This is a genomic window from Sphingobium sp. D43FB, from assembly GCF_002312805.1.
Taxonomy (GTDB): Bacteria; Pseudomonadota; Alphaproteobacteria; order Sphingomonadales; family Sphingomonadaceae; genus Sphingobium.
Window position 1 is genome coordinate 1 of the sequence record NZ_NMUA01000018.1, and the last position, 14789, is coordinate 14789.

Consider the following 14789-nt stretch of genomic DNA (forward strand, 5'->3'; position numbering starts at 1 on the left):
GGCGGGTGTGGCCTGTGGCATTTTTTGCCTCGCTGCAGGTTGGTCTAGACATCCAATTTCCTACAGCAAGCCAAAGGCTTACGCCACTCCCGCCAACCCTCAAAGCCCCACCGCTGAATAAGACGGGTTAGGCTGCTTGTGGGTCGCGTAATTGTCGAGAATGACGTGGATGGCCTTGTCAGCGGGCATCTCGGCTTCGATGGCGTTCAGGAAGCGGATGAACTCCTGATGCCGGTGCCGCTGCATGTTGCGACCGATCACGGAGCCATCCAGGACATTGAGCGCGGCGAACAAGGTTGTGGTCCCGTTACGCTTGTAGTCGTGCGTCATGGTTGCCCCGCGCCCCCGCTTCAGCGGCAAGCCCGGTTGGGTACGGTCGAGCGCCTGGATCTGGCTCTTTTCGTCGACTGACAACACAATGGCGTGGGCAGGCGGCGAGACATAGAGCCCGACGACATCGTGCAACTTCTCGGCGAAAGCCTTGTCGTTGGACAGCTTGAAGCTGCGCCACCGATGGGGTGCCAGACCGTGGTCGTGCCAAATCTTCACAACCGATGACGCCGCGATACCAATGGCTTTGGCCATTGCACGCACCGTCCAATGCGTAGCCTCATGGCTGGGCGGTTCCAGCGTTAGCGCCACGACCTTGTCCACCAAAGCCGCATCGAGAGGCGCGATCCCCGGAGGCCGTGTCTTGTCGCGCAGCAACCCATCTACGCCTTCGGCCATGAACCGTTCCTGCCAGCGCCAAACACATGTCTTCGATTTTCCGGTCGCCGCCATGATCGCCTGGGTGCCAAAGTCCTGAGCCGTCAAGAGAATGATCCGCGCCCGCCAGACATGCTTCTGCGGCGACCAGCGCGCCGCGACGATCGCCTCAAGCCGCTTCGTGTCCGGTGCAGTGACCTCGATCTCGATACCCGTTCGCATGCTGCATCGTCGCACGGCGCAGACAGCATGGGAATCCCCCAACGGACTCATTCGTTCCGATCAATCCACTAGATGCCGCCGAGGGAGAAACCGCAGCCGTCCACGCGATTCCCGTACCATGTCCGCTTTCTCTAGGTCAGCCAGCATCTCCGTATCGAAACCAAAAATAACCTTTACCGGAAGAGTTGCTACCGCCGAACTGAGCCGTGAGTAGGCTTCGTATACAATTTTCTTATCTCTACGCTTGGCGCCGAAATCGCCGGTTGCAGCCACCGTGGTAAAAATTGTACCACGCGGAACCGGGCCAACCGTTTCACGATAAAGATACGGGAAAAGGGTTTCTTCAGTTTCACCTTCTACCCAGATAACGCGATCAGCAGCAAAAACATCCGCCATCGATACACCTAGATGAGAAGCTACCTCACGAAACGTGCTAACCTCTGCTGGATCGAGCCGACTGATTGTCGACTTGTACCCGTTTCGCTTAACTAAATGTACCGTGGATGGATTGGAAAATCCAACTACTTCGGGAGCATGGGTGGAGATGATATACTGATGTTGTGCATACTCAGTCTGGAGAATGCGGAGCAAAGCCTTAACGGCGGCAGGGTGAAGAAAACTATTAATCTCGTCCACAACAATCACAGTATCCTCGACTGTCATTATTGCAACCAGTAGTGCGAGTGTTTGAGCAACCCCGGTGCCACTTTGCGTTAGTGGAAAACTGAGACCCACGTTCTGCCGCTCTATCGTCGGCCAAACACGGATTTCAGTCACTCCAGGATTTCCAGGCTGTATACGCGTACTTATATTTCCAACAGTCGGAAACAACTCACGAAGATGTGATACGAGCTTGTCAAAAAGATCGCCCCGATCACCAGACAGTGTGGCCAGAACAGCGGCTAGATTAGAAGCATTCTGATCTAGTCGTTCAATATGAGCGGTCGATGTTTGCCCGATGCTATAACGTTCTGCGGAAAAGCAGAACATTTTTGATCTCCACAAGTTATGAATAGTAGCTGGCAAAGTGTCTTCGCTATTATTGTGTGCGCTTATTTCTATATTCCCATTATTCGTAACTAGCTTGGCCGCTACTGCCTGGCCGTATCCTAGCCATTTAAATAGCCCATGCGAAGGATATGGCGCTGCAAATTCGCGACCGGGACGATGTTCCAAGTTGATGAAGAAGGGTGGCCCATCGAGAAGTTGTTGAACGTAGCCTACCGGACTGCCCGGCACACCGGCCGGAGCGGGAATAATGCACGGCGCATTTCTGGAAACCGCGCGTTTTATTTCAGAACCGCTGACTTCGATACGCAGTTTAATCGAAGGTGATGGTAGCGCCTCGTCTCTCCACTCAATCGGGGTGCGATGTCGATCGTCCGAGAGCGTTGGTTGAAGCGCTCGCAGAAACGCACTTTTGCCAACGTTGTTTGGTCCTACGATTAAATTTGCGCCACTTCCAAAACATACGTCGTCGCTATCCTCAAAAGACTGAAAACCGGTAACCCGCGCTTGAAGCAATCGCATCTTTTTCTCCTGCTTAGGAAACATAGCGTGGACGTATCGATCCGTCACAGTCATTAATGCGCGCCCTCGATAAGCGTTAAAGCACTAAAGGTCGCCTTTTCGCAATTCAGCCGTCTCGGGCGACGTGTGGCTCAGGCAACTAGTGACACCACGTCTGCTACACCCGATACCCTGGTCAGCAGCACACATTTTCTGCGATCGGCGATACCCGCAAAAACTGCCTAGCAGTTGGAGGTAGGTGCCCTACCTCACGCCAACTCTTGCAACCGCCGCACCACCGGCTGTCCATTCTCGCGCGCGCGCCACAGGTCGTAATTCGCCTGCATGGCCAGCCACGCCCGCGCCGTGCTTGTCCCCGCCTGTTCCAGCCGCAGGGCCAGATCAGGGCTGATCGCCGCCTTGCCATTCAGCACGCGCGAAAGGGCGACACGCGACATGGCGAGACGGCTGGCCGCTTCGGTGACGGACAGGCCGAGCGCCACAATGACTTCATCACGCAGCAATTCGCCGGGATGGGGAGGGTTATGCATCATCGTCATGGCCTCAATGATAATCCTGATAATCGACAAGTTCGGCATCGGTGCCGACAAAGCGGAACGTCACGCGCCAATTGTCATTGCCCCACACCGACCAATGCCCCTTCAGATCGCCCTTCAGAGCGTGCAGTTTGAAGGACGGCAAATGCATATCCGCTGGCCCCGCCGCCACGTCGAGCAGGCCCAGGATATTACGGATTTTCTTCGCATGGGATGCCTGAATGCCCCGCGTTGTACCGCTGGTATAAAAGGTCTCAAGCCCCTTGTGCCGGAACCCGATGATCATAAGGAATTGTATCGCGTATCGTTACACGATGCAAGTGAGGTAGTGACGGACTTTGATCCCGGTCGACACCCCTGTCCTACATCCCCCAACCTATGCCATGCTCGCCCGGCTCTTTCTCCCGGTACGCCCCTTCACCCCTCGCGCACACCCATGCGCGCAGCACCCCCCACTTCGCAAAAATTCGCCTATTGCGAAGTTCACGCCACCCGTCTGTCCCCCGCACAAACGCTCGGCCAGCGACGGTGTAAACTTTACATGATTTTGCAAAATTGCGGAGCGCGCCTCCGGCCCGTCACCACCGCCCCCAACTCCCGAAAATCCCCGGATCGATCGCCAGACTCGGCGCAAACGCCCCCGCCCCGCCGCGCATGTCTCCGCCCCCCATCCCAAACGTCACCACGCTGCTGCCAGCATCGCCCAGCACCAGCGGGTCGAGCATCAGCGCGGCGCTCAGCCGGTCGGTCGTCACCTCCGTCAACGTGCCGATCCGCGTCAGCGCAAACAGCTTTTGCGCAAAGGCATAAGGGAGCCGGATGCAGCCATGGCTGGCGGGATAGCCCGGATTATGCCCTGCATGCAGCGCGATCCCGTCCCAGGTCAGCCGCTGCATGAAGGGCATCGGCGCATTGCTATAGAGGTTGGAGCGGTGCCATTGCCGCTTTTGCAGGATCGGGAAGTTGCCGGTCGGCGTGGCCTTGTTCTTCGTCCCCGTCGACACGCTGGCCGCACCGATCAGCCGGTCGCCGCGATAAACATGGACCTGCTGCCGCGCGAGGCTGACGATCAGGTAGAGCGGCCCGTCCGCGACCCCATCATCGTTCCAGCTATACGCCCCCGGCCTGAGCGGCCCATCGACAACCTGCGCCCGCACGGACGGCACACAAAAAGACGCGCAACACAGGAGAATAAGCAGCCGGAAGAAAAGCATAAGCCTTTCTTAACCATAACCCCGCCGCGCACCAGAGGCAGACAAGCGCTTTATCGCATCGGTCCCGCCTTGGGACAGCGGGGTGGGATTGGGTCAGGAGATCAGAAATGGACATTGATCCCGCGCTACCAAACCCCTCCCCCTTGAGGGGGAGGTTGGGTGGGGGTGTACCGCCGCCAGCGTGGACGCTCGGCTTCGCCTCGCTCCCCCTCCCCCGGCCCCTCCCCGCCGGGGAGGGGAGACAAGTCACAGTGGCGCGTGGCGCTGCGGGGATGCCCCCTAAAGCAGCACCAACTGCGCAACCGGCGCAAAGCTGCGCCGATGCAGCGGAGTCGGCCCATGCGTCCGCAGCGCCGCGAGATGCTGCGCGCTGCCATAGCCCTTGTTGCTCGCCCAGCCATAATGCGGATGGCGCGCTGCTGCCTCCACCATCATCCGGTCCCGCGCTTCCTTGGCGAGTATGGAGGCCGCGGCGATCGACAGGCTCTTGGCATCGCCGCCGACGATCGCGCTCGACGCATGCGGCCAGTCCGGGCAGCGATTGCCATCGACCAACACATGCGCGCAATCCCGCCCCAGCGCCGCAACCGCCCGAGTCATCGCCAACATCGTCGCCCAAAGGATATTGAGCCGGTCGATCTCCTCGACACTGGCAACCCCCAGCCCCCAGCAGACCGCCCGATCCTTGATCTCCACCTCCAGCGCCGCCCGGCGAGTTGCAGACAATTTCTTGCTGTCGTCCAACCCCTGCGGACAATCCTCGACCCGAAGGATAACCGCAGCCGCCACCACCGGCCCCGCCAACGGCCCCCGCCCCGCTTCATCCACCCCGGCGACAAGGCCCGGATGGTGCAGGCTTTCATGCGCAAAATCAGGCATGGAAAGTGAACGGCGCCCCCATCGGCCCATGCCCACCGCCAAAGCCCGGCGCCAGCTTCAACGCCGACCGCACATAGTCCCGCGCCCGCGTGATCGCGTCAGGCAAAGCCATCCCCTGCCCCAACCCAGTCGCAATCGCGCTGGCCATGGTGCAGCCGGTGCCATGGGTATGCGGCGTGTCGATCCGCGCATCGCTCCAGGTTTCGGCAACGCCATGCGGCCCGATCAGCCGGTCAGTGAGCATCACCCCCTCGCCATGCCCGCCCTTGGCCAGAACATGGGTGCCAAAACGCGCCGCGATCGCCTCCCCGCCGAGCGCCGCCAGTTCAGGAATATTGGGCGTCACCAAAGTCGCGATGGCCATCAACTTGTGGAAAGCCGCAATCGTATCCGCATCCGCCAACAACGACCCGCTCGTCGCGACCATGACAGGATCAAAAACGATAGGGACGCCATCAAGCACCGTGAGCCGCTCCGCTACCGCCATCGCCGTCTGCGCCGATCCAATCATGCCGATCTTCACCGCATCGACGCCGATATCGCTGATACAGCTTTCCATCTGCGCCAGCACCATGTCGGTCGGGATCGGATGGACGCCCTGCACCCCCAGCGTATTCTGCGCCGTGATCGCGGTGATTGCGGTCATGGCAAATCCGCCAAGCAGCGTCACCGTCTTGAGGTCCGCCTGAATCCCCGCGCCCCCGCCACTGTCGGACCCGGCGATGATCAAAATCCGCGCAGGTGTCATGGCTTATGCCTGCGCACGGTGGCGGCGGGATTGGCGGCCAGCGCCTTGCCCGTCCGCGTCGGCCGGTCCATCAATTCACCGCCGCAATTGGGACAACGATCGTCCAGTGCCTCGGCACAGGTCGCGCAAAAAGTGCATTCGAACGAACAGATAAACGCGCCCGGTGCATCGGCGGGCAAGTCCGCGCCGCAGCGCTCGCAATCGGGGTGCATCTCAAGCATCGCCCATCTCCGTCATGCCAGCGCACGCTGGCATCTCTCTTTTTCTTCTTCTCGAACCAAAGCAAGCGAGATCCCAGCGTTCGCTGGGATGACGACGACAATGGAGACTCACGCCGCCGCCTTCTCAACCGCAGCGCAGATCCGCTCGACCACGTCCCTCACCTGGTCTGCGCTGTCGCCCTCGGCCATCACCCGGATCACAGGCTCCGTCCCCGACGGGCGGATGACGAGGCGACCAGATCCGGCCAGTTCCGCCTCAGCCTGCGCGATGACGTGCTGCACGTCTCCATGCTCCAGCGGCTTGCCCCCGGCAAAGCGCACATTTTTGAGCAACTGCGGCACCGGATCGAACTGGTGCAGCGTCTCGCTGGCGGGCTTGCCCGACCGGACCAGCGCGGCCAGCACCTGCAACGCCGCGACCGTGCCGTCGCCGGTGGTGGCATAGTCGGACAGGATCATATGCCCCGACTGTTCCCCCCCGACATTGAACCCCCCCTCGCGCATCCGCTCCAGCACATAGCGATCACCAACCTTGGTGCGCTCCAGCGCGATCCCCTGCCCCGCCAGACAGCGTTCCAGTCCCAGGTTGGACATCACCGTCGCCACCAGCCCACCGCCGCGCAACATACCGTCGCGCGCGAAATTGGTCGCGATCAGCGCCATGATCTGGTCGCCATCGACGATCTGGCCCTTCTCATCGACCACGATCAGCCTGTCCGCATCGCCGTCCAGCGCAATGCCGATATCCGCGCCCGACGAGACGACGGTTTCTTGGCACAGCAAGGGCGATGTCGATCCACAGCCGTCGTTGATGTTGGTGCCATTGGGGCTGACCCCCACCGCCACGACGGTCGCGCCCAATTCCCACAGCGCGGACGGCGCGACCTGATAGGCCGCACCATTGGCGCAATCGACCACGATCTTGAGGCCGTCGAGCCGCAAATCGGCAGGAAAGCTGGACTTGACCGCATGGATGTAACGCCCACGCGCATCCTCGACCCGCCGAGCGCGGCCAATATCCTTGGACGGCGCGAGCGCAATCTCCTGCCCGATCAGTGCCTCGATCTTCAGTTCATCCTCATCCGACAGTTTGTAACCATCCGGCCCAAACAGCTTGATACCATTGTCGAAATAGGGATTGTGGCTGGCCGAAATCATGACGCCCAGGTCCGCGCGCATCGAATGGGCGAGAAGCGCAACCGCAGGCGTCGGGATCGGCCCGAATTGCACCACGTCCATGCCGACGGCGGTAAAGCCCGCGACCAGCGCATTTTCGACCATATAGCCCGACAGCCGCGTATCCTTGCCGATCACGACGCGATGGCGATGGGCACCACGCAGGAAATGCGTGCCCGCCGCCATGCCGACCTTCATCGCCAGGTCGGGGGTCATGGGCCATTGGTTGGTGCGCCCGCGGATACCGTCGGTGCCGAAATATTGCCTGCTCACATATGTCTCTCATGCTTTGGGGATGACCCCCATAAATCCGTTCGTCCTGAGTAACCGCTGAGCGAAGTCGAAGCGGTGTATCGAAGGACATGCGCAGCGCGAGACCCTTCGATACGGGCCTTCGACTTCGCTCTGACCCTACTCAGGGCGAACGGAGGGGGAAAGAGCAATCTTTGATCGACTTTCTCGCAGGCTCGCGCCATCGGCGCAGAATGGAAAATTTCAACGCCATAGTCGATGCCATCTCGGCCGCCGTGTTCTTCAAGCTGCCGATGTTGGGTACGCAGATCGAACTGATCGTCCTCTATCTCGCGCTGCCGATGCTGTTCTTCACGCTATTGCTGGGCTTCCCCAATATCACCCAGGTCGGCCGCGCGATCCGCATCCTGCGCACCCAGCCCGAAAAGGGCGAAGCGCAGGGCGATGTCAGCCAATGGGCGGCGCTCAGCACCGCGCTGTCGGGCACGATCGGCCTGGGCAATATTGCGGGCGTCGCCGTCGCCCTGACGATGGGCGGGCCGGGCGCGATCCTGTGGATGTTCGTCATCGGCTGGTTCGCGATGACGGTGAAGATGGCGGAAGTCACGCTCGGCCTCAAATATCGCGTGTTCGACGCCCAGGGCCATGTCCATGGCGGGCCGATGTATGTCCTGAAGGCCGTTGGCGCGGCGCGCGGCTGGCCCAAGGTCGGGCTGGCGCTGGGCGGTGCCTACGCCTTTTTCGCTTTGTTCGGGGCGATCCCGATGGTGCAGGTCAACCAGAGTTTCGCGCAGGTCAAGGTCGTCACTGGCCTCACCAACGGATGGGGCTATGGCATTTTCCTGGCCTGCGCGGTGGCGCTGGTGACGCTGGGCGGCGCGGCTTGGCTGGGCGAAGTCGCCAAGCGGCTGACCCCGCTGAAAGTCGCGGTCTATCTGTTCGGGGTGTTCGCGATTCTGATCCTGCACTTGGGCGCCATCCCCGGCGCGCTCGTGCTGATCTGGGACGGTGCCTGGACCGGCAATGCAGCCACCGGCGGCGCAGTGGGTGCCTTCGTCGCGGGCATGCGCCGCGCGGTGTTCGCCAGCGAGGCTGGTGTCGGCTCGGCCGTCATGGCGCACAGCCTCGCCCGCGCGCGCCATCCCGTATCCGAAGGCCTGGTGGCCCTGCTGGAGCCGCTGCTCGGCACGATGATCGTGTGCGGCCTCGGCGGATTGGCGCTGGTCGTGGCGGGCACATGGAATAGCGGGCTGGAGGGGATTGCCATCACCTCGGCCGCCTTCGCCCAGGTTTCGCCCTGGTTCCCCTGGCTGCTGGCTGTCGTGGTGTTCCTGTTCGCTTATTCGACGCTGGTAGCGTGGGGCTTCTATGGCCTGCAGGCCTGGGGCTATCTGTTCGGCCACGGTGCGCGCGCGCAATGGACCTACAAAATCCTCTATGTCGTCGCCCTGCCCCCTGCCGCCGCGATCGACCTGGGCCGGGTCGTCGGGATCGTCGATTCCAGCTTCTTCCTGATGGCCATTCCCAACGTCATCGCGCTGTATCTGTGCGCCGGGGAATTGCGGCGAGACGTGAAGGCCTATCTGACGCAAAAAGAAAGCCCCGCCGGTTAAAGGGCGGGGCTTCCTGCTTACTTAAAGGCGGTAGCGTCAGATCTTGTCGCCGAGCGCGCCCTTGACCGAACCAGCCACATCCTGACCGGTGCCCTTGACCTGCTGGGCCTTGCCCTCGGCTTCCAGACGCTCATTGTCGGTCGCCTTGCCCACGGCTTCCTTGACGTTGCCGACCAGCTTGTTGCCAGCAGCCTTCAGCTTGTCAGTTGCTTCACCCATGTTCAGTCTCCTGTTGGTTGGTGTTGCCTATTCAACCGACAATCAGAATAAAGGTTGCCGTCAAACCGCTCCCGTAACGAAATCGCCGATAGCTGTTGCGATGATCACGGCTTGATGCCGAACCGCGCATAGTCCGCGTCGGTACGCGGGTCTATCCTGCGCGCTAAGGCAATATCGGACTCGCCTTCTCCACCGCGACCGAGCCGATGCAGAACGATTCCGCGCATGAAATGGCTCTGCGACTGCCCCGGCCCTTGATCGATCACGGCATTAAGATCCTGCAACGCGTCCTGATAGCGTCCCATGCGGAACCACACCATGGCACGGCTATCGAGCGCAGCCACGGTGACGGTGCTCGTTTCGATCGCACGGGTGCAATCCGTGAGGGCACTATCGAGCATGATGTTGCGCGTACCCTTGACCCAGCAGCGTTCGTTGAGCAGCGCCGTCAGGCCGGGCTTCTCCGCAATATGCGCGTCGAGCATTTCGACCGCCTTGGCCGCATCGCCATAGGTGCCCAGCAGGCTGGCCTTGAGCCGACGATAGGCATCGCGAGTTTCGCCGCCGATGGCGATCCGCTGATCCACCATCACCAGCGCCTCGTCCAGCTTGTCACTTTCGGCGAGATAAGTGGTAACAGCGCTGATCGCGCTAAAGGCAGACGGGTCGAGTTGCCGCGCCATTCGTGCATCTGCCAGCGCGCCGGGCACATCGCCCAGCTTGAACCTCCGATCAGCCCGGTTGAGATAGCGATTGATGTCCGGTTCGATAGAAATCGCCTTGTCGAGATCAGCGAGTGCCTTCTTTCGATCGCCCACGCCCCAACGGAAACTCGCACGGTCGCTATAGCCCGATGCCTTATCCGGGTCGTCGGCGATCGCCTTCGTAAAAGCCTGCTCGCCCGCTTTGACCTGCGGCCAGTTCGCCACCACGTCATAAGGCGCGTCCCAGTGCAAGGTCGGCTTGGCCGGGGCGATCAAGCGCGGGGCCAAGGCCTGCGCCGTGGCAAGCCGATCACGTTCGTCGGGCACCTGCGCCGCCGCAATCTCGACCCCGGTCGAATCCATCCGTTCGTCCAGTTCGAGCAGTCCGTCGCGCAACTGGACGTTGCGCTTGATCGTGAAGCCGGCGATCGACTGGCTGACATTCTGGTCGCCTTCCAGCACATAGCCTTTGCCGCCATCGGGCAAGCGCAATTTGAGCCGATAGCGCACCCCCGACGGCGGCGGCGTCGCCACCGGAATATCGATCCACGCCGGACGCCCGCGATCGGGCGCGAAGCTGATGTCGTTGACGCCCCGGCCAATGCTACGTCGATGACGATTATCCTCCAGGCGCCAAGGCGTCGTCGTGACGCCATGCGCTTTCAGCGTCGTGGTCGCCGTGGCGGCATCCATCGCGACACTGACGTCGCTGAACTGCGACTGTCCCATTTGCCGCATGAAGAAACCGCGCACCATGTCAGCGCGCTGCTTGGTATCGAGTTGGCCCAGGGCGACATTGATCATGGACGCCGCCGGGCCGCGCAACACGGCCACCGCATCGAAGACGCTGGGCAGCCGAACGCTACCGCTCTCGTCGGCCTCGATCGCGATATCTATGATCGGCCGCGCGTTGGCGCGGGTCTGGATCGGCAGCAGGTCCGCACCCGCCGTCCGCACCGGCAGCACCGTGCCGAAAGGCGGCGTATCGCCCAGATCGTCGATCCGCGCGCCGCTGCCCGTGCCATCCATCCACAGCGTCTCGCCATCGATCGTCGCGCGCACCAGCACATGGTCGAACGCGGCGACGCTCGGCAACCTTTCGGGCACGAAATCACCCATGGCGGAACTGGCCAGCACCGGCTCTGCCTCTATCCCCATGCCCCGCAGCAATGCCAGCAACAGCAAGGTCTTGGCCTTGCAATCGCCATAGCGCAGCGTCCAGGTCTGCGCCGGGGTCTGGGGCACATAATTGCCGCCATTCATGCCGATCGCCAGATAGCGGATACTATCCTGCACCAGTTGCAGCGCCGCAGCCGCCTTCGCGCGCGGCGACCCGCCCGATGCCTTGAGCTTGTCCAGTTCGCCCGCTAGCCCGCTACCCGGCGCGATCAGCCCTTCGGTCGCATAGAGCGGTGCCATCGTCTTCGATACATCGGCCCAGGACGCGAAGGTCGAAAGCTCGAACAAGGGCGGATGCCGATAGCGCAACGGCGCATCCTCCGGCATCTCCGGCTGCTTGACCAATGGCAGGGCGACGGTCAGTTCGTTGAACGCGCCCTTTTTCTGCTGCTTGACCACTGCATCCTTGGCCAGCAATTTCCACTTCGCCGCGCTGCGCTCATCCCATTGCACACGCAGCCGCCCCTGTCCCATTCGGAGCGGCGCGGCGAACAGCCCCATCGCACCCTGGACATGTCCGCCGAGCGCGTCATCTTTCATCGACGTCGTATAGCGAAGGCGGACGATATCGCCGACCTGCACCCCTTCGACCGCCAGCGTCGCCGTCAGGACGCCGGTAATCTGGCGCGCTTCCAGATTTTCTTCCCGGCGCAGCACAGCAAAGCGCTTGTCGCCCGCCAGCGCATCGATCACCTGGTCGCCGCGCAGGATCGATACTTCATGGATGATCAGGTCGCCCTTGTCGGGTGCCCATGGCAGGGTGAGCGACGATAGCTGAGCGAGCGCCTCGGCCGACCCCGCGCGGGTCGCGACATCGGCATAGCTCCATAGGCGGCCATCCTCGACGCGCTGCTGGCTGTCGAATAACAGCATCGTCGGCGGTTCGCCCTCGAAGCTCGACAGCGGCGGCACGCTGGCCTTCTCCACCCAGGCGGGTGCCGCCTGATAGAGCGGCGCTTCGCCCGCCACAGCCGGCGCGGCAATCATCGTGGCGATCGGCATCGCCATCCACATCGTCTGTCTCATAAACCCCCGAACATCCCCCGGCATCCGCCTGTCGCCACGCAGGCTATTGCATCGGGACGGGGCACTCAAGCGATCACACGAAGCGCGCGCACGAAAAAAGGGGCCGGAAAACCGGCCCCTTTCCTGAACTTGCAGTCGGTATCGACTTAGCGCTTCGAGAACTGGAAGCTCTTGCGCGCCTTCGCCTTGCCGTACTTCTTACGCTCGACGACGCGGCTGTCGCGGGTCAGGAAGCCTTCGGCCTTGACCGCGCTGCGCAGCGCAGGCTCGTACTTGGTCAGCGCCTGGGCGATGCCATGCTTGACCGCACCGGCCTGGCCGGACAGACCGCCGCCCTTGACGGTGGCGATCACGTCATACTGACCGTTACGGTCGGTGACGCCGAAGGGCTGGTTGATGACCAGACGCAGGGTCGGACGCGCGAAATAGATTTCCTGATCGCGGCCATTGACCGTGATCTTGCCGGTGCCGGGCTTCACCCAGACGCGGGCAACGGCATCCTTACGACGACCGGTCGCATAGGCGCGGCCGAGGTTGTCGATTTCCTGCGCGCGCAGCGGCATGGTGGGCGCTGCAGGCTCGACCGGAGCGGCAGGCGCTTCGGCTTCAACCGGAGCAGCTGGCGTCGCGGCGGCTTCAGGAGCAGCAGGCGCTGCAGCCGGAGCGGCAGCCGCTTCGGCGGCGATCGCCGCGAGGTCGGACAGGGACTGGCGGTTATCGGACATTATGCACCCACCTTGTTCTTGCGGTTGCGCGACGCGAAGTCGAGCACTTCGGGGTTCTGGGCTTCATGGGGATGCTCGGCACCGGCGAAGACGCGCAGGTTGCGCATCTGCTGGCGGCCCAGCGGGCCACGGGGGATCATGCGCTCGATCGCCTTTTCAAGCACGCGCTCAGGGAAACGGCCTTCCAAAATCTTGGCGGGCGTGGTTTCCTTGATGCCGCCGGCATAGCCGGTGTGCTTGTAATAGATCTTGTCGGTCAGCTTCTTGCCGGTGAACTTCACCTTGCCCGCGTTGATGATGATGACATTGTCACCACAATCGACATGGGGCGTGAAGCTGGTCTTGTGCTTGCCACGCAGGATATTTGCCACGGTCGAAGCGAGACGGCCGACGACGAGGCCTTCCGCGTCGATCAGGACCCACTTCTTATCAACCGTTGCCGGGCTTGCCGACTTGGTCGTCTTCATCAGCGCCTTCATGGTGCCAATACTCCAGAATGAATTAAAGAACCGCAGGCCTTCACCGACCCCCGGAAGTGGGGCGCTAATGACTGGGGAAGCCGTCCAAGTCAAGCGATATGGCGGCTTTCCTGACGGGTAAAATAATACCTGCATCTAAATCGCGCTCAATCCGGCGTCCGCCAACCCCCGCCACAGGTGCAAGGCCTGGACGCTTTCCTTGACGTCATGCACCCGCACCATCTGCGCGCCGAGCTGCGCCGCACGGAACGCCAGCGCGATGGAACCGCCCAGTCGGTCGGCAGCGGGCGCTTCGTTCGACAGCGCACCGATTAGCCTTTTGCGGCTGCCTGCAAACAGCAATGGCACGCCCAGCGCCTGAAACGTCGCCAGCCCATTCACCAGCGCAAGATTGTCGGCCAGCGACTTGCCAAAGCCAAGCCCCGGATCGACCATGATCCGATCCCGCGCGATGCCAGCATCAAGGCAGGCCGCGATCCGCCGTTCGAGATGATCGAACACATCCGCCACGACATCGCCATAGCCTGCAGGATTGTCATGCGGATCATCGCCTGCCGACGGCGCATGCATCAGGATGACCGGGCAGCCTGCCCCGGCCACGACCTCCATGCTGCGCGGATCATGCGCCAGCGCGCTGACATCATTGACGATCTTCGCACCGGCGGCCAGCGCCGCTTCCATCACCACCGCCTTGCGCGTGTCCACCGACACCGGCACGCCCGCCGCCGCCAGCCGCTCGATCACCGGCGCGATGCGGGCGATCTCATCGCCTTCCCACACCTTGTCCGCGCGCGGCCGGGTGGACTCGCCCCCCACATCGATCAACGCCGCGCCCGCCGCCGCCATCGCAAAACCCGCATCGGCCGCCGCCTGCGGATCGCCGACATGCTTGCCGCCGTCGGAAAAACTGTCGGGCGTGACGTTCAGGATCGCCATCACCTGCGGCGCATCGAACCGGATGGTCCGCTCACCAAGGACCAAAGGCGCGCGGGTCGCGGAAATATTGGCGGCCAGCCTCTGCGCGCGCTCCGCCAAAACATCAGGCAAGCTGGCGATCGCATCGGCGAACCCAGCCACCGGCACCGTCACCCGCGCCACCCGCTCCCGCCCGGCAAAGGCGCTCAGTTCATAGCCCTGAAACCAGATCAGCCCATTACCCATCCGCGCCACCGACCCGTCCGGCAGGCCGATCGGCGACGGCACGAACCATGTCGGCCGCAGGTACAGGCGCGCATCGGCGGGAATGGCGGGCAATGTCATCGAGCGGGACTCCCCTCTTTCGTCATGCTGAACTTGTTTCAGCATCCATTGGCTCTAGCCCTGCAGAAACGCGCAACGCCAGAGCCAATGGATCCTGA

General features: G+C 62.3%; 14 protein-coding genes and 1 pseudogene. 1 reads left to right on the plus strand and 14 read right to left on the minus strand.

The window, feature by feature from the left end; translation table 11 throughout:
• Positions 1-129: 129 nt before the first annotated feature.
• From SxD43FB_RS15230 to glmM, 9 genes and pseudogenes are all read right to left on the minus strand, one after another.
• Positions 130-930 (minus strand): annotated as a pseudogene (locus SxD43FB_RS15230) (IS630 family transposase); the annotation flags it as partial.
• Between the two features lie 60 nt (positions 931-990).
• A complete protein-coding gene (locus SxD43FB_RS15235) occupies positions 991-2460 on the minus strand; it encodes an AAA family ATPase (RefSeq protein ID WP_176482799.1) in 1470 nt (489 codons plus the stop codon).
• 248 nt (positions 2461-2708) lie between these two features.
• Positions 2709-2993, minus strand: a complete 285-nt coding sequence (locus tag SxD43FB_RS15240; protein WP_096063009.1) for a HigA family addiction module antitoxin — start codon at positions 2991-2993, stop codon at positions 2709-2711.
• Positions 2994-3003: 10 nt separating this feature from the next.
• Entirely contained in the window at positions 3004-3282 is a 279-nt protein-coding gene (locus SxD43FB_RS15245; protein WP_096062934.1) for a type II toxin-antitoxin system RelE/ParE family toxin, read from the minus strand.
• A gap of 292 nt (positions 3283-3574) precedes the next feature.
• Complete coding sequence (locus tag SxD43FB_RS15250) at positions 3575-4210, minus strand: L,D-transpeptidase family protein (protein WP_096062935.1); 636 nt, start codon at positions 4208-4210, stop codon at positions 3575-3577.
• A 279-nt stretch (positions 4211-4489) separates the two neighbouring features.
• Positions 4490-5089, minus strand: coding sequence for a ribonuclease HII (locus SxD43FB_RS15255; RefSeq protein ID WP_096062936.1), 600 nt, complete (start codon positions 5087-5089; stop codon positions 4490-4492).
• Positions 5082-5837, minus strand: a complete 756-nt coding sequence (gene thiD / locus SxD43FB_RS15260; protein ID WP_096062937.1) for a bifunctional hydroxymethylpyrimidine kinase/phosphomethylpyrimidine kinase — start codon at positions 5835-5837, stop codon at positions 5082-5084. The genes SxD43FB_RS15255 and thiD overlap by 8 nt, the downstream gene beginning before the upstream one ends.
• Complete coding sequence (locus SxD43FB_RS15265) at positions 5834-6058, minus strand: DUF1272 domain-containing protein (protein WP_096062938.1); 225 nt, start codon at positions 6056-6058, stop codon at positions 5834-5836. The genes thiD and SxD43FB_RS15265 overlap by 4 nt, the downstream gene beginning before the upstream one ends.
• Before the next feature lie 108 nt (positions 6059-6166).
• On the minus strand, positions 6167-7507 hold the full coding sequence (gene glmM, locus SxD43FB_RS15270; RefSeq protein ID WP_096062939.1) for a phosphoglucosamine mutase: 1341 nt from the start codon (positions 7505-7507) through the stop codon (positions 6167-6169).
• 212 nt (positions 7508-7719) lie between these two features.
• On the opposite strand from glmM, the gene SxD43FB_RS15275 reads away from it, so the two are divergent.
• Entirely contained in the window at positions 7720-9099 is a 1380-nt protein-coding gene (locus tag SxD43FB_RS15275; protein ID WP_096062940.1) for an amino acid carrier protein, read from the plus strand.
• Positions 9100-9135: 36 nt separating this feature from the next.
• Here SxD43FB_RS15275 and SxD43FB_RS15280 read toward each other — a convergent pair whose 3' ends face one another.
• The 5 genes from SxD43FB_RS15280 to folP form a co-directional block, all read right to left on the minus strand.
• Complete coding sequence (locus tag SxD43FB_RS15280) at positions 9136-9318, minus strand: CsbD family protein (protein ID WP_096062941.1); 183 nt, start codon at positions 9316-9318, stop codon at positions 9136-9138.
• A gap of 104 nt (positions 9319-9422) precedes the next feature.
• Positions 9423-12227: a DUF3857 domain-containing protein gene (locus SxD43FB_RS15285; protein ID WP_255245746.1), complete on the minus strand. Its 2805-nt coding sequence runs from the start codon at positions 12225-12227 to the stop codon at positions 9423-9425.
• 146 nt (positions 12228-12373) lie between these two features.
• Positions 12374-12952 carry a 30S ribosomal protein S9 gene (gene rpsI, locus SxD43FB_RS15290; RefSeq protein WP_096062943.1) on the minus strand — a complete coding sequence of 193 codons (579 nt, stop codon included), beginning with the start codon at positions 12950-12952 and terminating at the stop codon, positions 12374-12376.
• Positions 12952-13431, minus strand: coding sequence for a 50S ribosomal protein L13 (gene rplM / locus SxD43FB_RS15295; RefSeq protein WP_037473167.1), 480 nt, complete (start codon positions 13429-13431; stop codon positions 12952-12954). Before rplM ends, rpsI begins: the two co-directional genes overlap by 1 nt.
• 135 nt (positions 13432-13566) lie before the next feature.
• Positions 13567-14691 carry a dihydropteroate synthase gene (folP, locus tag SxD43FB_RS15300; RefSeq protein ID WP_096062944.1) on the minus strand — a complete coding sequence of 375 codons (1125 nt, stop codon included), beginning with the start codon at positions 14689-14691 and terminating at the stop codon, positions 13567-13569.
• Positions 14692-14789: the final 98 nt, after the last annotated feature.

Bases quoted from the DNA above. Each gene is read 5' to 3' on its own strand.
- rpsI (WP_096062943.1), bottom strand. From the start codon at position 12,952: ATGTCCGATAACCGCCAGTCCCTGTCCGACCTCGCGGCGATCGCCGCC.
- SxD43FB_RS15240 (WP_096063009.1), bottom strand. From the start codon at position 2,993: ATGATGCATAACCCTCCCCATCCCGGCGAATTGCTGCGTGATGAAGTC.
- SxD43FB_RS15275 (WP_096062940.1), top strand. From the start codon at position 7,720: ATGGAAAATTTCAACGCCATAGTCGATGCCATCTCGGCCGCCGTGTTC.
- SxD43FB_RS15255 (WP_096062936.1), bottom strand. From the start codon at position 5,089: ATGCCTGATTTTGCGCATGAAAGCCTGCACCATCCGGGCCTTGTCGCC.
- SxD43FB_RS15280 (WP_096062941.1), bottom strand. From the start codon at position 9,318: ATGGGTGAAGCAACTGACAAGCTGAAGGCTGCTGGCAACAAGCTGGTC.
- SxD43FB_RS15245 (WP_096062934.1), bottom strand. From the start codon at position 3,282: ATGATCATCGGGTTCCGGCACAAGGGGCTTGAGACCTTTTATACCAGC.
- rplM (WP_037473167.1), bottom strand. From the start codon at position 13,431: ATGAAGGCGCTGATGAAGACGACCAAGTCGGCAAGCCCGGCAACGGTT.
- thiD (WP_096062937.1), bottom strand. From the start codon at position 5,837: ATGACACCTGCGCGGATTTTGATCATCGCCGGGTCCGACAGTGGCGGG.
- folP (WP_096062944.1), bottom strand. From the start codon at position 14,691: ATGACATTGCCCGCCATTCCCGCCGATGCGCGCCTGTACCTGCGGCCG.
- SxD43FB_RS15250 (WP_096062935.1), bottom strand. From the start codon at position 4,210: ATGCTTTTCTTCCGGCTGCTTATTCTCCTGTGTTGCGCGTCTTTTTGT.
- SxD43FB_RS15265 (WP_096062938.1), bottom strand. From the start codon at position 6,058: ATGCTTGAGATGCACCCCGATTGCGAGCGCTGCGGCGCGGACTTGCCC.
- SxD43FB_RS15235 (WP_176482799.1), bottom strand. From the start codon at position 2,460: ATGCGATTGCTTCAAGCGCGGGTTACCGGTTTTCAGTCTTTTGAGGAT.
- SxD43FB_RS15285 (WP_255245746.1), bottom strand. From the start codon at position 12,227: ATGAGACAGACGATGTGGATGGCGATGCCGATCGCCACGATGATTGCC.